Origin of the sequence: Paracoccus tibetensis, assembly GCF_900102505.1 — a bacterium.
GTDB lineage: Bacteria > Pseudomonadota > Alphaproteobacteria > Rhodobacterales > Rhodobacteraceae > Paracoccus > Paracoccus tibetensis.
Window position 1 is genome coordinate 69952 of record NZ_FMVT01000008.1, and the last position, 18329, is coordinate 88280.

At 70.0% G+C, this 18329-nt stretch carries 15 protein-coding genes and 1 pseudogene; 9 read left to right on the forward strand and 7 right to left on the reverse strand.

Annotation, left to right across the window (positions count from 1 at the left end; all coding sequences use genetic code 11):
* Together BLP73_RS19430 and BLP73_RS12280 are read right to left on the reverse strand one after the other, a co-directional pair.
* A pseudogene (locus BLP73_RS19430) lies at positions 1–1028 on the reverse strand (hypothetical protein); the annotation flags it as partial.
* 228 nt (positions 1029–1256) lie between these two features.
* On the reverse strand, positions 1257–1619 hold the full coding sequence (locus tag BLP73_RS12280) for a VanZ family protein (protein ID WP_090744857.1): 363 nt from the start codon (positions 1617–1619) through the stop codon (positions 1257–1259).
* 197 nt (positions 1620–1816) lie between these two features.
* On the opposite strand from BLP73_RS12280, the gene BLP73_RS12285 reads away from it, so the two are divergent.
* The gene (locus tag BLP73_RS12285) at positions 1817–4492 is read left to right on the forward strand and encodes a coiled-coil domain-containing protein (RefSeq protein WP_175453350.1); all 2676 of its coding nucleotides are present in this window, start codon (positions 1817–1819) and stop codon (positions 4490–4492) included.
* A gap of 26 nt (positions 4493–4518) precedes the next feature.
* The gene (locus tag BLP73_RS12290; protein WP_175453351.1) at positions 4519–5613 is read left to right on the forward strand and encodes a TAXI family TRAP transporter solute-binding subunit; all 1095 of its coding nucleotides are present in this window, start codon (positions 4519–4521) and stop codon (positions 5611–5613) included.
* On the opposite strand, the gene BLP73_RS12295 is transcribed toward BLP73_RS12290, so the two are convergent.
* Together BLP73_RS12295 and BLP73_RS12300 are read right to left on the reverse strand one after the other, a co-directional pair.
* Positions 5614–7263 (reverse strand): ATP-binding protein, encoded by a 1650-nt coding sequence (locus BLP73_RS12295; RefSeq protein ID WP_090744869.1) that lies wholly within the window; start codon positions 7261–7263, stop codon positions 5614–5616.
* Between the two features lie 456 nt (positions 7264–7719).
* The gene (locus BLP73_RS12300; protein ID WP_090744872.1) at positions 7720–8238 is read right to left on the reverse strand and encodes a MarR family winged helix-turn-helix transcriptional regulator; all 519 of its coding nucleotides are present in this window, start codon (positions 8236–8238) and stop codon (positions 7720–7722) included.
* A gap of 237 nt (positions 8239–8475) precedes the next feature.
* On the opposite strand from BLP73_RS12300, the gene ectA reads away from it, so the two are divergent.
* The 4 genes from ectA to BLP73_RS12320 are packed head-to-tail and all read left to right on the forward strand — an operon-like array spanning position 8476 to position 12181.
* Positions 8476–9027, forward strand: a complete 552-nt coding sequence (ectA, locus tag BLP73_RS12305) for a diaminobutyrate acetyltransferase (protein WP_090744875.1) — start codon at positions 8476–8478, stop codon at positions 9025–9027.
* Between the two features lie 39 nt (positions 9028–9066).
* Positions 9067–10362 (forward strand): diaminobutyrate--2-oxoglutarate transaminase, encoded by a 1296-nt coding sequence (ectB, locus tag BLP73_RS12310; protein ID WP_090744878.1) that lies wholly within the window; start codon positions 9067–9069, stop codon positions 10360–10362.
* Between the two features lie 5 nt (positions 10363–10367).
* Positions 10368–10760, forward strand: coding sequence for an ectoine synthase (locus BLP73_RS12315; RefSeq protein WP_090744881.1), 393 nt, complete (start codon positions 10368–10370; stop codon positions 10758–10760).
* Positions 10757–12181: an aspartate kinase gene (locus BLP73_RS12320; protein ID WP_090744883.1), complete on the forward strand. Its 1425-nt coding sequence runs from the start codon at positions 10757–10759 to the stop codon at positions 12179–12181. Before BLP73_RS12315 ends, BLP73_RS12320 begins: the two co-directional genes overlap by 4 nt.
* Before the next feature lie 55 nt (positions 12182–12236).
* Here the strand turns inward: BLP73_RS12320 and BLP73_RS12325 are convergent, their stop codons facing one another.
* From BLP73_RS12325 to BLP73_RS12335, 3 genes are read right to left on the reverse strand one after another with little or no spacing between them, the layout of a single operon-like run.
* Positions 12237–13262 (reverse strand): ABC transporter substrate-binding protein, encoded by a 1026-nt coding sequence (locus BLP73_RS12325; protein WP_090744886.1) that lies wholly within the window; start codon positions 13260–13262, stop codon positions 12237–12239.
* Positions 13232–14623 carry a sensor histidine kinase gene (locus BLP73_RS12330; RefSeq protein ID WP_090744889.1) on the reverse strand — a complete coding sequence of 464 codons (1392 nt, stop codon included), beginning with the start codon at positions 14621–14623 and terminating at the stop codon, positions 13232–13234. The genes BLP73_RS12325 and BLP73_RS12330 overlap by 31 nt, the downstream gene beginning before the upstream one ends.
* A complete protein-coding gene (locus BLP73_RS12335; RefSeq protein WP_090744892.1) occupies positions 14620–15285 on the reverse strand; it encodes a response regulator transcription factor in 666 nt (221 codons plus the stop codon). The genes BLP73_RS12330 and BLP73_RS12335 overlap by 4 nt, the downstream gene beginning before the upstream one ends.
* 142 nt (positions 15286–15427) lie before the next feature.
* Between BLP73_RS12335 and BLP73_RS12340 the strand changes: the two genes are divergently transcribed.
* Genes BLP73_RS12340 through BLP73_RS12350 form a run of 3 tightly spaced genes read left to right on the forward strand, consistent with a single transcriptional unit; the run spans position 15428 to position 18328 of the window.
* The gene (locus BLP73_RS12340) at positions 15428–16351 is read left to right on the forward strand and encodes a Bug family tripartite tricarboxylate transporter substrate binding protein (RefSeq protein ID WP_245686656.1); all 924 of its coding nucleotides are present in this window, start codon (positions 15428–15430) and stop codon (positions 16349–16351) included.
* Positions 16348–16791, forward strand: coding sequence for a tripartite tricarboxylate transporter TctB family protein (locus BLP73_RS12345; RefSeq protein ID WP_217630685.1), 444 nt, complete (start codon positions 16348–16350; stop codon positions 16789–16791). Before BLP73_RS12340 ends, BLP73_RS12345 begins: the two co-directional genes overlap by 4 nt.
* 4 nt (positions 16792–16795) lie before the next feature.
* On the forward strand, positions 16796–18328 hold the full coding sequence (locus tag BLP73_RS12350; protein WP_090744898.1) for a tripartite tricarboxylate transporter permease: 1533 nt from the start codon (positions 16796–16798) through the stop codon (positions 18326–18328).
* Position 18329: the final 1 nt, after the last annotated feature.

Below are 18329 nucleotides of genomic sequence, written 5' to 3' on the forward strand. Positions count from 1 at the left end.
GTGCTGCCGCCGCCGGTGCTGCCGCCGCCGGTGCTGCCACCACCCGTGCTGCCGCCGCCCGCGCTGCCGCCGCCGGTGCTGCCGCCGCCTGTGCTGCCGCCGCCCGTGCTGCCGCCGGCATTGCCGACTGTCCCGCCGTTGAAGCCGCCTCCGCCGCCTCCGCCGTTGCCCCCGCCGCCATTGCCTCCGCCGGAGTTCTCGCCGCGGTTGTCACTGGCGCTTCCGCTGCCGAAGATCGCGTTCATCACGCTGCGGGCCCGCGAGGGCTGCGGCCAGCGGTTGTCGCCGCCGCCGGTCGTGACTGGGGGAACCTGAACGGTCGTCTGCGGCGGAACCGTGACGGGCGCGGCCTGAGGGGCAGGGGCCGGAGCTGGGGTGGCCGCGGGAGCCGTGGCCGTCCGGACCTGCGGCGCCGCGCCTCGCCCGCCGAGCCACAGCTCCAGGTAGCCCTGGGGCGGCGGAGGCGTGAAGCTGACGAAGTCGCGCAGCCCGACATCGAGCAGGCTCGCCAGTTCCTGGGCGGCCGCCCGATCCCGGGCGTGGAAGTAGCGGACATGGGTCTCGCCGATCGTCAGCGGCGTCACGATCTCGCGCGGCTCCCAGCCCGCTGCGGACAGCTGCGCCATCGCCCGGTCCCGCCCCTCGGCCGGGACGCGCTCGGGGATGTGCAGAACGAGGCGCATGTCGGCCGGGGCATCCGTCGCCGGCCGCTCCGCCTCGACGGGTGCCGCTGCCGGCTGTGCCTCGGGCGCGGGTTGCGGCGGCGCGGCCGTCGCGACAGGTGCCGTCTCGGCCGGCGCCGCGTCCGTCGCCTCGGCCCTGTCCACCACGGCGGGCGCAGGCGCGGGATCGGCCGGCCGCTCCGGCTCGGGTTGAAGCCCGGCGAGCGGCGGCAGGTGGCGCCAGATCTCCTTCGCCGTCGGCAGGTTCGCGTCGGTCTGCGCGCCGGCCTGCGTCACCACCGCGATGCAGGCGACAAGGGGAAGCGCGCCCAGGCAGAGTTTCGTGGTTCTGCGGCGTTGCGTCATGACAAGAGCCTCTGCTGTTCTTTCGCGGCACCCGCTCTCGGCCGGCGACCTCATGATAAATGCGGCTACAACTTTAACTTTTGGACGCACAAAGTCACGTCAAGTTAACTTGACACAACCCAAGGATGATGATCCGGCGCCCAAAACAGCTGCAGGGTTATCTGCGAATCAAGCCGCCTTTCGAGGCGTCACTGCGTCCGCAAGCTCGGCCTTTAGGTCACCTCGGCGTCAGCGCAGGCGCCAGGCCACCGGCATGGATGCGGCCGCGGCCCGCCCGGCGACGACGCCGAGCGCGACGCCGATCAGGTCCGCCAGCCAGTCCGTCAGGCTGCATTCCCGGCCCACGAAGGGCTGCACGATCTCGATGATCCCGCCGAATGCGGCGAAGAATGGAACGGCCACGACAAGCCAGCGGGGCTGCAGCAGGGCGATGGGGAAGGCCAGCGCCGCGAAGGCGATCGCATGGTAGATCTTGTCGGACTGCTCGATCTCGCCGATCTGCGGTGACGAGATTGGCGTCAGCGTCAGGGCGGCGATCGCCAGCGCGACCAGCAGCGTCAGGCCGGCTGCCAGCTTCTCTTGTCTCGACATCGCGCCCTCCGTTCTGCCGCCTGCGCTCGCCGCGCCCACGGGCGCCGACGAATGAGCGCCCCGTCCTTACCGCAGCATGGCCGGATGTCCAACACCGTGCCGATCCGGGCGTGGGGCAGCACAGGGCGCGCATGCCTAGGCACCAATCCCGCCAGCTTGACATTGGTTCTTGCGCGTCCATAAGTCGCCTGTGGAGGATGTCCATAGTGCGCCTGTTGTTGTGTTATCCGTTCGTCACGCTGGCAACCGTCAGCTTCTTGGGCATGAACGCCCCTGCCGGGGCGCAGTCCGCACAGGATGTTCCCGCGGCGCAGGCCCAGGCCCAGACCCTTCGCCAGATCATCGCCGAGATGGAGATCGAGGCGGCCGAGCTTGAGCCGCAGGTCGAGGCGGCCCGCGCGGCGCTGAGCGATCTCACGGTGCAGATCGAGACGGCGACCGCCCAGCTCCAGCAGGAACAGGAGAGGCTCGCCAGCCTCAACTCGGAAGCCGGCCAGCTGAGCCAGGTGATCGTCGGCCTGCGGGAGCTGGAGCAAGAGCAGGTCGACCGCCTCGCGGAACTGGAGGCGGAACTGTCGCAGGCGAGTGCCGCGCGGGATGAGCAGCTTGCGGCGCAAGAGGACATGCAGGCGCAGCTCGAGGCGCTGCGGCGCGACGTGGCGGCGCTGCAGGATCAGCGCGCGGCCGCGCAGGCGGGACTGGCGCAGGACGGCCAGGCGCAGGACGGCCAGGCGCAGGACGGCCAAGCGCAGGCGGGCGAGGGTGCCGGGCAGCTCGAGGCGCAGGAGACGCGTGCCGCGGCCCTCTCGGCGCAGATCGAGACCTTGACGGCCGAGCTGGAGACACGTGGCGCGGAGGCCGGTGAGCTGACCCGACGCGTGGAGACACTGCGCGCCGAGGAAGAGGCGCAGCTGGAGCGTCTCGCCGCGCTGGAGGCGCAGATCGCGCAGGCGACGGACGGGCAGGCGCAGCAACAGGCAGCGCAGGCGCAGCTGGAAGCGCTGCGCGGCGAGGTGGCCGCGCTGGAGGAGCAGCGCGACGCCGTGCAGGCGGAACTGGCGCAGGCCGCGGCCCGCCAGGCCGAGCAGCTGTCTTCGCAGCAGGACGCGCAGGCGCAGCTGGAATCGCTGCGCGGCGAGGTAGCCGCGCTAGAGGAGCAGCGCGACGCGGTGCAGGCGGAGCTCGCGCAGGCCGCCGCCGGCCGGGACGAGCAGCAGTCCGCGCAGCAGGACGCGCAGGCGCAGCTGGAGTCGCTGCGCGGTGAACTGGCGTCGCTGGAGGAGCAGCGCGACGCGGTGCAGGCGGAGGTCGCGCAGGCCGCCGCCAGCCGGGACGAGCAGCAGTCCGCGCAGCAGGACGCGCAGGCCCGGCTCGAGGCGGTGCGGGGTGAGCTGGCAGAGCTGCAAGATCAACGCAATGCCGTGCAGGTGGAACTGGAGCAAGCCCGGGAAGGGGCCGGCGAGATCGAGGAGCAGGCGGCGCGTGCCGCGGCTCTCTCCGAGCAGGTCGAGGGCCTGACGGCGGAGCTGGAGGCACGCGGCGCGGAGGCCGGCGAGCTGACCCAACGCCTCGAAGACCTGCGCGCCGCGGAGCAGCAGCAGGTGGAGCGGCTCGCCGCGCTGGAGGCGCAGGTCGCCGAGGCGACCGAGGGGCAGGCGCAGCAGCAGGAGGCGCAGGCCCAGCTCGAGGCGCTGCGCGCCGAGGTGGCGGCGCTGGAGCAGCAGCGCGATGCCGGGCAGGCCGAGCTGGCGCAGGCTGGGGAAGGTGCCGGGCAGATAGCCGCACAAGAGGCGCGTGCCGCCGCCCTGGCCGAGCAGATTGAGGCGCTGACGGCGCAGCTGGACGCGCGCGGCGCGGAGTCGGACCAGCTGGCCCAACGCATCGAGAGCCTGCGCGCCGAGGAGCAGCAGCAGGCAGCGCGCCTGGCGGCGCTGGAGACGGAGATCGCCGAAGCGGCAAGCGGGCAGGCAGAGCAGCAGGAGGCGCAGGCGCAGCTCGAGGGGCTTCGCGCGGACGTGGCTGCGCTCGAGGCGCAGCGGGACGCTGTGCAGGCCGAACTGGCGCAGGCCCGAGAGGGGGCCGACGAGGTCGCGGCGCAGGAGGCGCGTGCCGCCGCCCTTGCCGAGCAGATCGCGGCGCAGACGGCGGATCTGGAGGCGCGTGGCGCGGAATCCGATCAGCTGACGCAACGCGTCGACGACCTGCGCAGTGCCGAGCAGGAACAGGTGCAGCGACTTGCCGCGCTGGAGGCGCAGATTGCCGCGGCGACGAACGGGCAGGCCCAGCAGCTGTCCGCGCAGCAGGAGGCGGAGGCGCAGCTCGAGGCGCTGCGGCGCGACGTGGCGGCGCTGGAGGAGCAGCGCGGCGCGGTGCAGGCTGAGCTGGAAGCGGCGCGGGAGGGGGCCGGACAACTCGAGACGCTGCGCAGCGAAGTGGCGGAGCTTTCGCGCCAGCGCGACGACATGCAGGCGCAGCTGACACGCTCCGAGGAGCTGTCGACCCAGATCGCCGCGCAGGAAGCGCGCACGTCCGTGTTGGCCGAGGAGATCCGGACGCTGACCGCCGAAGCGGCCGCCCGCGCGCAGCAGCGCGACGTCGCGGCTGCGGCACCGGCGCCGCAGCCCGCTCCGGCGCCAGTGCCGGAACCGGAACCCGCGGTACCGGCCGAGGCGCCGCGGCAGCAGCGCGACGAGGCGCAGGTCAGCGCCGTCCTGGCCACCACGCCCGGGCTTCCGCAGTCACCCGAAGCCCGCGACCGCCTGCGCAGCCTGCTGGTCGAGGGTCAATGCGCGACCGACGCGCTGCGCGAGGTCCAGGATCCGATCAACAGGCAGGCGCTGCTCGTCCTCCTGGCCGGGCTCGACGGGTGCTGAGCCCATCTGACGAAAAGGGGACGACGATGCGCGTGACCATGCTTCTGCAACGCCTTGCCCTCGGGCTCTGCGCGGCGTCCGCCCTCGGCTTTGCCGCCCATGCCCAGGACGCCGATCTCAGCATCATGACCGGCCCGCCGACCGGCACCTATCACCAGGTCGGCCAGGACCTGAACGGGCTGATGCAGCAATGCGGCCGGGATCTCGAGGTCGTTGAAAGTAAAGGCTCGCTCGAGAACCTGCTCGCCATCCGGCAGCGCCGGAACACGCAGTTCGGCATCGTGCAGAGCGACGTGCTGGAATACATGCAGACCTTCGCGGGCAACGACCGCGACGTGGCGCGCGCCATCGCGGGCGTGCGCGTGGCATTCCCGCTATATGACGAGGAGGTGCATGTCCTGGCTCGGCGGGACATCGCCGCGTTCGACGATCTCGGCGGCAAGCGGGTCGCGATCGGGACCGAGAACAGCGGCACCTACCTGACCGCCTCGCTGATGCTGTCGCTGGCCGGAATCGAACCGGCCGAGGTCAGGCCCATCTCGCCCGACGACGCCCTGCCGCTGCTCGAGGCGGGCGAGATCGACGCGTTCTTCCACGTCGCCGGAGCGCCGGCCGAGCTATATGCCGAGGGCGCGATCGACGGCGACGCGTTCCACCTGCTGCCGATCCGCAACCAGACGCTGCGGGCGGCCTATACGCCCGCGACGCTGGCTGGCGGGACCTACCCGTTTCAGCCCGAGCCCGTGGAGGTCGTCGCCGTGAAGGCCGTGCTGATGACCTACGAGTTCGACGCGCGCGGGAACCTCTACCAGCAGGGCGCCTGCCGCGGCGTGTCGGACCTGTCGTCCTTGATCCTGTCCAATCTCGGCACGCTGCGCAGCGAGGGTCATCCGAAGTGGCAGTCGGTCGATTTCACCGACGTCCCGCCAGGCTGGGAGATCGCGGCCTGCGTCAACCGCGGCATCGATCCGGGCTACCAATCGAGCTGCGCGGCCGCCACGCCCGAGGCCGGGCCTGCGCCCGAGGCTGCAGCGCAGCCGGAGGCCGAGGCCGAGGTCTTGTCCGGCAGCCCCGCCACCGACGCCTTCCGCCGCAGCATTTGCGCCAGGATCGGCTGCTGATCAGGGCGCGGCCCGGTTGATCCCGACCCAGTCCGACGCCGGGCCGGACGTTCCATTCTCGCGCAGCGTGACCACCCGCCAGCGCGCGACCGGCTGGTCGATCACGATCGCCGGAAGCGCCGTCTCTGCCTGCTGCGCGCGCTGGCCGCTGACGCTGAAGAACTCCACGCGGTAACGCGGGGCCGAGCCGGACCAATGCAACTCGGTTCGGTCCGAACCGATGACGATCTGTCGCTTCTGAGCCGGGGCCGCAAGCTCTTGCCCCTGATGCGCGGCGCCCAGTTCGCGCAGCCGCGCCGCGGCGCCGGCGATTTCGGGCGCCGCCTGGTACCAGGCCCGCGCCGCGAAGGGATCGGGCGCAACGCCAAGGCCCGTCTCGTAGAACTGGCCCAGGTAATAGGCCGCGCGGTCGCTGCCCCAGAGCGCCGCGCGGGTGTAGACCGGGATTGCCGCTTCCGGGTTCTCGGCACCGATGTCGAGCGCCTCGATCAGCAACTCGCGCGGATCAGGCGGACCGGCTTCGACGAGCGTTTCGACTTGGCCCGAGGGTCTCGCTTCAAGCGGCTGGTCCAACGCAGCCTCTGTCGAAGCGGGGGCCGCGGATTGGAAGCTGTCGCTCGAGATAATGGCATATGTGGTCAGCGCAGCCAGTCCGATGACCGACGCCGCAAGCAAGGCCGGCTTCGGCCAGACCTGCGCCGGAGGCTCCTCCTCGGGCGGCAGCGTACGGTCCTCGAGTGCGGGTCTCAGGCTCTCGCTTTTTCTGGCCGGTGTGGGTGTCGCCGTCGCGGCGGCAGGCGGCGGCACGTCGGCGGCGTCTTCCACTGGCAGGGCCGGCAGCGGATAGGGCAGGCGGCCTGCCTTCGCCAGCTCGGCAAGGCAGGCATGGACGAAACCCGCCTCGAGCCGCCCCGGATCGGCCGGGCCGGGCCGCGCAAGGCAGTGCTGCACCAGAAGGTCGATCTTGCCCGGATAGCCGCCGGAGGCCGCGTGGATCAGCCGCAGGCCCGCCGTGTCGAAGGGCTGCCGGCCAATGTGGCAGGCGCAGTTCGAGCTTCGAAAGCGGTGCGCGATGTATTGTCCCGTCTCCGCAGGCGTGTGGGGCTGCAGGCGCACCTGCCCGCCCAGCCTGCTCCGCAGCGTCTCGGACAGAAGCGCGTCGGCCAGCGGGACCGGAGCGTCGCGCCAGACGAGCAGGACATGCATCGTCTGCGGCGTCCCCGGCGCGTCCGTCAGCTCCTCCAGGAACTTCACCCCGTCCTGAAGGATCAGATGAGCGTTGTCGACGATCAGCAGGCACGGCTTCTGCGCCCTGCGACAGGCCGCCAGGAAGCGCGCGAACTCCTCTGCCGGCTCGCCCGAGTCGATCCCGAAGGCCTTCGGCACCTCGGCCACCAGCCTTGTGCCCGGCCGGCCCAGATCGACCCAGGCCAGCTCGGTGCTGCGCGGCGCCAGCGCCGCGACCTCGGAGGCGAGGACCGTCTTGCCGACCTGCGCCGGTCCCGACAGGATCAGCAGCGCGCGGTCGGACCGGCTCCACGCCCGGATCGTGGCGAGATTGTCGTGATTGACTTCCGTCAGGAACAGCCGATGCGGTGCCGGCGCCGTCGCGAATGTTGTGCACGGCAAGGTGTCAGCGGCCTCGTTCATTGCTCTCTCCACACGCGCCGAAGCACGGCGCGCTGCTTTAAGCGCCCTTCGTTCCGGCGGTCAAAGTAGACGCAACCGGCCAGAGGGTAAATCGGCCCGCCGCTCTTCGCCGCACAACGTTATCGCCAGGCAAGAGTTCGTGCATCGGCCCCTTATGGCGCGAACGATCACCAGCGCCACGCGCCCGGCATCTCGCGGACTGCCGCACGCGTCGCCTCGACGATGCGGCGATTGAGGCAGGCGCCAACCGTGCCCGCATTCTCGACCACCCCCAGCTCGTCGATCAGCTTGAGGTTCGCGATCCTTTCGGCCGCGCCGATGCGAGGGGCGCTGTATGTCCAGCCGTGGCCCCATCACGCCGTTCTCGCCCAATCCGCGCGCCAGCGCCTCCCACATCCGCTGGACGAGGATGCCGGCCGAGAGCGGCGCATCTCGGGTCGGTGTTGCCCGTAGGCCTCAGGTCTTCGGGCGGCCGATCTCGCCCAGGGTCAGCACGGGCGAGGCGTCGATGCCGGCGGCGTTCAGCATCGCGGCCACGCGCTCGAGCCCGGCGACCAGCATGGCCTGTTCCCAATCCTGAAGCGCCGTGAAGCCTTGGACGAAATGCTGCTGCAGCGCGTCCGGCGCTTCGGACAGCGCCTGCGCCCCGGCCTCGGTCAGCAGGACCAGAAGCTGCCGGCGGTCCGTGTCCGAGCGTTCGCGCTGCGTCAGCCCGCGCTTTTCCAGCTGATCGACCAGCGCGGTCACCGTCGCCTGGCTGACGCCCATCTGCCCGGCCAGGCGCGTCGGCGTCGCGCGCCGGCCCTCGTTGCCCGCCAGGATCTGCAGCACGCGCAGCTTGGCCGGCGTCAGGCCGGCGGCCTGGGCAAGCTCGCGCTCGTGCTGCTCGGTCGCGCGCAGGATGCGGCGGAGCGCGATCAGCGCGGCGTCGGTGCGGGCCACGGGAATGGCAGAGGGCAGGGGCTCTTCGCTCATCGAAGCATCATGGCATGAGCGGCCGGGCGGCTCAAGAAGCGGCGAGATGCTGCTGGCGACTGATCTGTCGATTTTCTTTGCTTGACTAAGCGGGAGTGCTGAATCCCAGCAAGAGTAGAGAAGAATATCTTATAGGAAAACAGTGATATAAAAGAAGATTCAGATGCACCTGCCATCGGGTTGCAACCTCCAAGCAGTCTTACTAGTTTGGTGGGCGAAGCAAAACAGGATCATGCCATGCCCCGCGACTTGCCGCTCGAGGCCACGAACGACCAGCGCGAAACCCGCCAGCTGCTGCTGCGCAAGCCGCGGCCGGATGACGGGCCGGCGATCTGGGAGTTGGTGCGCGCCTGCAAGCCGCTGGACGAGAACTCGCTCTACTGCAACCTTGTGCAGGCCGAGCATTTCGCCGATACCTGCGTCCTCGCCGAGCGCGGCGACGAGGTGGTCGGCTGGATTTCGGGCCACATGATCCCGAACGAGGACGCGCTCTTCGTCTGGCAGGTCGCGGTCGGGCCGAAGGCGCGCGGGCTCGGCCTTGGACGGCGGATGCTGCAGCACCTGCTGCGGCGCGAGGAATGCGCGGGCGCGGCGCGCCTGCACACCACCATCACCCGCGACAACGAGGCGTCCTGGGCGCTGTTCCGCAGCCTTGCGCGCCATCTCGGCGGGCATCTGCGCTCGCGGCCCCACTACACGCGCGACACCCATTTCGGCGGCCGGCACGCGACCGAGCACATGGTCACGATCCCGCTGCCCCGCGCTTATGCCCGCCCCAAGGCGGCCTGAGCGACACCCCATCACGCAGACACTGCGAAAGGAAACCGCATGCCGAAAGACATGACGATGACGACCGAGCCGACCGACATCTTCACCCGCCGCGAGAGCGAGGCGCGCAGCTATTGCCGGGGCATCCCGGCGCTGTTCACCTCGGCCTCGGGCTCGATCATGCGCGACGCCGAGGGGCGCGAGCATATCGACTTTCTCGCCGGCTGCTCGTCCCTGAACTACGGGCATAACGACCCGGACATGAAGGCCGCGCTGGTCCAGCACCTGATGGATGACGGGATCGCGCATGGCCTTGACCTGCACACGGATGCAAAGGCGCGGTTCCTCGAGGCCTTCGAGCGTCACATCCTGGCGCCGCGCGGCATGGATCACCGCGTGATGTTCACCGGCCCCACGGGCGCGAACGCGGTCGAGGCCGCGATGAAGATGGCGCGGAAGGCCACTGGCCGGACCAACATCATCGCCTTCACCAACGGCTTTCATGGCGTGACGCTCGGGGCGCTGGCGGCGACCGGGAACGGCTATCATCGCGGTGGCGCGGGGATGGACGTGCAGGGCGTCACGCGCCTGCCCTATGACGGCTATGCGACGGGTGTCGACAGCGCCGCTCTGCTGGAGCAGATGCTGGGCGACGCCTCGGGCGGGATCGACGCGCCGGCGGCGATCATGCTGGAGACGGTGCAGGGCGAGGGCGGGCTGAACGCGGCCTCGGCCGAGTTCGTGCAGCGCGTGGCGGCGATCGCCAAGGTTCACGGCGCGCTGCTGATCATCGACGACATCCAGGCGGGCTGCGGCCGCACCGGGCGCTTCTTCTCGTTCGAGGAGATGGGCGTGATGCCGGATCTCGTGCCGCTGGCCAAGTCGATCTCGGGCTTCGGATTGCCGATGGCGGCGGTGCTGGTGCGCCCGAAGCACGACGTCTTCGGCCCGGCCGAGCACAACGGCACCTTCCGCGGCAACACCCACGCCTTCGTCACCGCCCACGTCGCGGTCGAGAAGTTCTGGGCCGACGATGCGTTCCAGACCGAGCTGGCCGAGAAGGCCGCGCTGATCGAGCGGCGGCTCACGGAGCTGGCCGCGCTGGTGCCCGGCGCCTACCTCAAGGGCCGCGGCCTCATGCGCGGCGTCGATGTCGGCTCGGGCGGACTGGCCGGTGCGATCTGCGCCCGCGCCTTCGAGAACGGGCTGATCATCGAGACCTCGGGGAACGAGGATCATGTGGTCAAGGTTCTTGCGCCGCTGACGACGCCGGTCGCACTCTTCGAGCAGGGCTTCGACATCCTGCTGGATGCCGCCCGTGACGTTCTTGCCACCACCAAAATCGCTGCGGAGTAAGCATCATGATCGTTCGCGACTTCCATGACCTGAAGACCACCGACCGTTCCGTGTCCGACCAGAACTGGAACTCGGTCCGCATGCTGCTGGCCGATGACGGGATGGGCTTTTCCTTCCACATCACCACCATCGGCGGCGGGACCGAGCACACCTTCCACTACAAGCACCATTTCGAAAGCGTCTACTGCATCTCGGGCAAGGGCTCGATCGAGGATCTGGCGACGGGCGAGGTGCACCAGATCACGCCTGGCGTCATGTACGCGCTGGACAAGCACGACAAGCACACCGTTCGCTGCGAGGAGACGCTGGTGCTGGCCTGCTGCTTCAACCCGCCCGTGACCGGCACCGAGGTGCATCGCGAGGACGGCAGCTACGCCCCGGCCGAGGAGAGCGCATGACGAAGCCAAGCCACACCGTCGAGAAGATCGGCGGCACCACGATGTCCCGCATCCGCGAGCTGAAAGGCAGCCTGCTGATCCGCAATGGCGATCCCTATGGCCGTGTCTTCGTCGTCTCGGCCTTCGGCGGGATCACGGACCTGCTGCTGGAGCACAAGAAGACCGGCGAGCCCGGCGCCTATGCCGCCTTCGCGGCAGCGGCCGGGGACCATGAATGGCTGGCCGCGCTGGACCGGGCGGGCGCCGCGATGGCCGCCGCCCATGCCGCCGTGCTGGACCATCCGGGCGATCAGGAGCGCGCCGACGCCTTCCTGCGCGAGCGCATCCAGGGGACGAGGAGCTGCCTGATCGACCTGCATCGCCTCTGCTCCTACGGGCATTTCCGCCTGTCCGAGCACATGCTGCAAACGCGCGAGCTGCTCTCGGGCCTCGGAGAGTCGCACTCGGCCTTCGTGACGACCCTGATGCTGCAACGCGCCGGGATCGCCGCGCGCTACGTGGACCTGTCGGGCTGGCGCGACGAGAACGAGCTGACGCTGGATCAGCGCATCGGCGGCGCAATGGCGGGCGTCGATGCCAGTGCCGAGATGCCCATCGTCACCGGCTATGCCCAGTGCACCGAGGGCCTGATGCGCGAGTTCGACCGCGGCTATTCCGAGGTGACCTTCTCGCGCCTTGCCGCCCTCACCGGCGCCCGCGAGGCGATCATCCACAAGGAGTTCCACCTGTCGTCGGCCGATCCGAAGCTGGTCGGGGCGGGCGCTGTCCGCAAGCTGGGGCGCACGAATTACGACGTGGCCGACCAGCTGTCGAACCTGGGGATGGAGGCGATCCACCCAAAGGCCGCCAAGACGCTGCGCCAGTCGGGCGTGCCGCTGCGCGTGACCAACGCTTTCGAGCCGCAGGACCCCGGCACGCTGATCGACGACCAGCCGGCAGGCGGGCCTTCGGTCGAGATCGTGACCGGCCTCGACCTGCACGCGCTGGAGCTGTTCGAGCAGGACATGGTCGGCGTGAAGGGCTATGATGCCGCGATCATCGAGGTGCTGACACGGCACAACGTCCGCATCGTCTCGAAGGTGTCGAACGCCAACACGATCACCCATTACGTCGACACCAGCCTCAAGGCCCTGCGCCGGGTCGAGCGGGACCTGGCGGCGCGCTATCCTGCCGCCGTGGTGACATCGTGTGCGGTGTCGATGGTCGCAGCCGTCGGCCGCGACCTCGACGGGCTGGCCGTCCTCAGCCGCGGGTTGAACGCGCTGGCGGATGCCGGCCTCGCCGCCATCGGGGCAAGCCAGGGGCCGCGGCAGGTGGATGTCCAGTTCATCGTCGAGCGGGAGGCCATGGCAGCCACGATCAAGGCGCTTCACGCCGAACTCATCGAGGCTGACGCCGAGCCGGCGCGCGTCGCGGCCTGACCGGGACGCGGCGAGGGGCCGCTTGCGACCCCTCGTGCGTGCGGATGAGGCGCGGCTAGCGCTGGTTCAGCGCCGCCTGCCATTCGGCCAGCAGACCGGCCCGGCGCAGGCGGTCGCCATAGACGAGCAGGCCGGCATCGAGGCGGATCGGCCGCAGTTGCGGTGCCGGCGCAGGGCCGGTGCCGGGCACAAGCGCGACGCCGCTGGTTTCCGCGATCAGTCGCTGCGCCGGACCCGACAGCAGGAACAGCAGCAGCTCGCGCCCGCCCTCGGGGTCGGGCGCCCCTGCCGGCAAGAAGGCCGAGCGGACGATGGCGAAGGTGTAGTCCTCGGCCGCGATGCGCACGAGGTCCGGATCGTCCGGGCGAAAGCGCGCGGCGTAGCTTGCGACGACATTGTAGACCACGGCGAGATCGCCGCTGCGCAGGTCGTCGATCATGTCGGACGAGCAGCAGTAAAGTCGCGCGTCCAGCCGGCCCATCACCTCGGCCAGCCGCCAGAACCCGTCGGAGACCTGGTCGTCCTGCGCGGTGAGGAAATAGCCGACGCCCGAGACCTGCGGATCATAGGTGGCGATCCTGCCCTGGAAGCGGTCCGCGTTCTCGCGCAGCGTCGCGATCAGCTCGCGCCGGTTGACCGGCAGCGGCAGGTCGGCGAAGGCGCTGCGCGAGGCCAGCGTCACCACCGGCTCGAGCGCGATGCCCCAGAGCTGGTCCCGCCAGCGCGCCCACGCGGGCAGCCCGGGCGCCGCCAGCTCGACCGAGGCGGCGAAGCCGTCGTTGACCAGCTTCATCTGCATGTCCATCGCCGAGGAGATCACCAGGTCGAACTGCGCCCCTTCCTCGGCCACGGCGCGCTGGATCTCGCTCGAAGAGGCCTGCACGTAGCGGATCGCGCGGCCCGGGTGACGGGCCACGAAGGCGGTCAGAACCGGGGCGAAGGCGGCGGTGTCGGTGGTCGAGAGGACCTCGATCCGCGGCGCGCTCTCGTCCCCGAAGATGCTCTCGGATTCGATCTCGAAGCCCGCGGCGGGGGCCAGGTGCAGAAGCGTCAGGGCAGCGGCAATGACAGCGTGGCGCATGTTCCCCCCTCCGGGCGCGGCGTGAGCGAGAAGCGGCCGCGATGGGCGGCGGCGACCTCGGTGACAATCGTGAGGCCGAGGCCCGATCCGGCGACATCCTCGACATTGCTGCCGCGCCGGAAGCGCCCGGTCAGCGCGTCGCCCGCAATGCCGCGCCCGTCGTCGCATACCGCCAGGACCGCTTGGCGGTCCGCCTCGTGCAGCGCAAGATGGACGGTGCCCTCGGACCTGGCGTATTTCACCGCGTTGTCGAGGATGTTACGCAGCGCGATCTCCAGCATACGCTGATCGCCCCGCAGGTGGCACGGCCGGCCGAGGCCGGCCGAGGTCACCCGCAGATCCCGCAGATCGGCCAACGGCTCGACCGCGCGCAGGACCGAGGCGGCCAGCGCTGCAAGGTCCAGCATCTCGGCCTCGAACTGGTCGCTGCGATACATCACCATTGCATGGTCCAGGATCTGGCTGGCCGAGCGGCTGCTGTCGTCGATAGCGCGGACCATCCGGCGCAGCCGGGTGCGGGCGGCGGGATCGCTCGTCTCTGCAAGGGCCAGCTCGGCCTCGGTGCGGACCAGCGACAGGGGGGTGCGGATGCGGTGCGCCGCCTCGAAGATGAAGGTTTCGGCCAGATCCAGCGCGCCGCGCAGCCGCGCGATCAAGCCGTTCAGCGCCCGCAGCAGGGGCGTCAGCTCGCGCGGGGTGGGGTAGCGCACCGGCGACAGGTCGCGCGGGCCGCGCCGGGCCACCACCTCGGCCAGCCGCCGGACGGGCGACAGCACCGCCTCGGCCGCCAGCAGCGCGACGGGCAGGACCAGCGCCAGGAAGGCGAGCGCCACCCAGGCTGCGCCCATCGCCGTCTCGCGCGCGATGGCGGCCTGGCCCCGCCGGGTCTGCCCGAGCGTCACCATGACGGGAACCGCGCGCGCGTCCACCAGCATCGGCCGGGCCACCGCCGCCAAGCGAAGCTGTGCGCCCTGATGCGTGGCGGCCCAGAAGACCGGCGCAAGGTCCGTCGGCGGCGCGGGCGGGGGCGGCAGCCCCTCGTAGCCGGTCACCACGTCGGCGCCGACGCGCAGGCTGTAGAAGATCCGCTCGTCCCCCATCGCGCCCAGCATCGAGAAGGTGGCGTAGGGCAGGTCCAGCTCCAGCCCGTCGTCGACGCTGCGCACGCCCTCGGCGATCGCGGTGACGGCGGCGCCCAGCACCGCGTCCTGCGACGCCCGCGAGGCGCTTTCCGCCACCCACCGCACCGTCACGAAGAGGCCAGCGACCAGCAGCGCCGACAGGACCACGAACTGCCAGACGAGACGGCGGCGCAGGGACTTGATCTGCCCGGCTCCAACCAGCGCCCGCAGCGCCCTCATTCCGCGATCAGCCGGTAGCCGACGCCGCGCAGCGTCTCGATCCGGGCGCCCGAACCCTCTAGCTTGCGGCGGAGGCGGCCGACATAGACCTCGATCGCGTTGTCGCTGACCTCCTCGTCGAAGGAGAACAGGCGGTCGATCAGATGCGCCTTGGAATAGGTCTGGCCGGGACGGGACAGCAGGATCTCCAGCAGCCGCAGCTCGCGGGCGCGCAGCTCGCGCGTCTCCTCGCCGATGGTGACATTGGCGCCGAGCGCGTCGAAGGTGAAGCCGGCGAAGTGGCGCCGGCTGTCGGCGGCGCCCGCCCGGCGGCGCAGGACGGCGCGGCACCGGGCCTGCAACTCGGCAAAATCGAAGGGCTTGGTGATGTAATCGTCCGCGCCCAGATCCAGCGTGCTGACCCGGTCCCCGACCGAGGCGCTGGCCGTCATCATGATCACCGGCACCTCGCGCCGCGCCGCCCGCTCGGCCGCCAGGAAGTCGCGGCCGTCGCCGTCGGGCAGGGAAATGTCCAGCAGGATCAGGTCGTAGGGCGCGCTGTCCAGAAACAGCCGAGCATCGGCCAGGGTCGGCGCATGATCGACGCCATGCCCCTCGAGCGCCAGGCGCGAGGCCACGGCGCGGGCCAGCTCTTCGCCGTCCTCGACCAACAGGATTCTCATGTGCTGAACTATTCGGCGGTGCGTGACAGGTTCGTGTCAGCTTTTCACCAAATCCTTAACGCCGCAAGCCCGCCAGCTTTTCCGGCGGGCAGTCTGGGAGGACATCATGAAGATTTGGACCCGTGCAGCCGCAGCTGCGCTGATGATGACGGTTGCCGCGCCCGCCATGGCGCAAGAGTGCATCGCGCCGGCGAACCCCGGCGGTGGCTGGGACTTCACCTGCCGCCAGATCGGCCGGATCATGACCGATCTGGGACTGGTGCCGAACATGGTGCAGGTGACCAACCTCGCCGGCGCGGGCGGCGGCGTCGCGTACACGCAGGTCGTCAGCAAGCGCGGCAGCGACCCGGCCGTCTTCGTCGCGGCCTCGTCGGCCACCACCACGCGGCTGGCGCAGAACGCCTTCGCCGGGGCGACCGCGGACCAGGTCCGGTGGGTCGGCTCGATCGGCGGCGATCCCGGCGTGATCGTCGTGGCGCAGGACAGCCCGTTCCAGGACCTGAAAGACCTTGTCGAAGCCATCAAGGCCGATCCCGGCAGCGTCGCCTTTGCCGGCGGTTCGGCGGTGGGCGGGTTCGACCACCTCAAGGTCCTGATGATGCTGGACAAGGCCGGCTTCGAGGACATGCGCGCGGTGAAATATGTCGGCCTCGACGGTGGCGCGGATGCCATCACGCAGACCGTGGGCGGCTTCACGCAGGCGATGACTGGCGATCTGTCCGAGATCACCGGCTTCATCCGCTCGGGCGACGTGCGCCCCATCGCAGTCCTCTCCGAAAAGCGCGTGAGCGGGTTCGAGGACGTGCCGACCGCGAAAGAGCAGGGCGTGGACATCGTGGCGATGAACTGGCGCGGCATCTACGTCCCGAAGGACATCAGCGACGAGGACTACCAAGCCTGGGTCGAGAAGCTGCAGCAGGTCGGCGAATCCGAGCAGTGGCAGACCGTGATGGCCGAGAACGGCCTCGAGCCCTACATGATCCTCGGCGACGAGTTCCAGACCTTCGTCGACGCCAACATCGCCGAGATCCAAGAGGTCTCGCGCGAGATCGGGCTGCTGCAATGATCCGCGGCGACCGCGTCTTCGGCGCGTTCATGATCGTGGTGGCACTGGGGTATATCCTCAGTGCCAGCAGCATCCCGACCAGCTTCATGTCGGACCCTGTCGGGCCGCGCATCTTCCCCTACATGATCGCGGGCGTCGTGATCCTGTGTTCGCTGGTCATGGTGCTGAAGCCCGATCCGGACCAGGACTGGCCGGCGGGACCGATGGTGCTGCAGCTGGGTCTCGCGCTGGCGGTGCTGGTCGCCTATGCCTATGCAATCACGCCGCTCGGCTTCCTGATCCCGACGACCGTCGCGGCCGGCGTGCTGAGCTGGCAGATCGGCGGGCGGCCCCTGCGGTCGGCCATCACCGGGCTGGGGCTCGCCATCGGCCTCTTCGTTCTGTTCCGCGTCATCCTGGGCCTCGGCCTGCGCGGCCTGCCTGCTGGAATGGGATTCTGACATCATGGACATGATCTCCAACCTGGCGATGGGCTTCTCCATCGCCGTGACACCCTATACGCTGATCCTCGCGATCATCGGCTGCTTCGTCGGCACCATCATCGGCGCCCTGCCGGGCCTCGGCCCGTCGAACGGCGTCGCGCTGCTGATCCCGATCTCGTTCTCGATGGGGCTCGACGCCATCTCGGCGCTGGTGCTGCTGACCTCGGTCTATTACGGCGCCATGTATGGCGGGCGCATCAGCTCGATCCTGCTGAACATTCCGGGCGACGAGCCGGCGATGATGACCACGCTGGACGGCTATCCCATGGCCCGGCAGGGCAAGGCGGCCGAGGCGCTGGTCGTCTCGGGCGTCGCGTCCTTCGTCGGCGCGCTGATGGCCACGATCGGCCTGATGGTCTTCGCCCCCTACCTGGCGCGCGTCGCCTACAGCTTCGGGCCGGCCGAGTATTTCGCGCTGTACCTGCTGGCCTTCTGCACGCTTGGCGGGATGGGCTCGTCCAACCAGGCCAAAGCCGCGCTGGCCGCGGCCATCGGGCTGGGCATCGCGATGATCGGCCTCGACAAGACCACCGGCATCCCGCGCTTCACCTTCGGCGAGCTGCACCTGATGGACGGGGTCGACTTCCTCGTCGCCATCGTCGGCCTGTTCGCCGTGGCCGAGGTGTTCCACTTCATCGAGAGCCACGGCAAGGACAGCGCCATCGGCGTCAAGCTGGGCAAGATCCTGGTGCCGTGGCGGATGCTGCGCCAGACCTTTGGCGCCATGATGCGCGGCACGGGGATCGGCTTCGTGGCGGGCGTGCTGCCGGGCGCGGGCGCCTCGCTCGGCTCGTTCCTCGCCTACATGGCCGAGAAATCGGTCGCGAAGGGCGCGGACAAGGCCAGCTTCGGCAAGGGCAACCCGCGCGGCGTCGCCGCCCCCGAGGCGGGCAACAATGCCGCGGCAGGTGGCGCCCTGGTGCCGATGCTGACGCTCGGGGTTCCGGGATCGGGCACCACGGCCGTCCTGCTGGCGCTGCTGCTGACGCTGAACATCACCCCCGGCCCGCTGCTCTTCGCCGAGCGGCCCGAGATCGTCTGGTCGCTGATCGCCTCGCTTCTGATCGCGAACGTGGTCCTGCTGCTGATGAACGTGCCGATGATCAAGGTCTTCGTGAAGATCCTCTCGGTGCCGGCCTGGGTGCTGCTGCCGGGCGTCACGATGATCGCCTTCGTCGGGATCTACTCGCTCACCGGCTCCAGCTTCGACATGCTGATGATGGTGGCCTTCGGCGTTCTCGGCTACATCATGCGCAAGCTGGACATTCCGACGGTTCCGGTGATCCTTGGCATCCTGCTGGGCAACGCGATGGAGGACAACCTGCGCCGCGCCATGGTGCTGTCGAACGGCGACTGGACGTACCTGGTCAGCTCGCCGATCTCGATCGGGCTCTGGATCGCGGCCATCCTGGGCTTCGTAGCCCCGATCTTCCTGCGCCGCCTGCTGAAGAAGCCGCCGGTGCCGCAGACCGCGCCCGTGATGAACGAGGACTGAC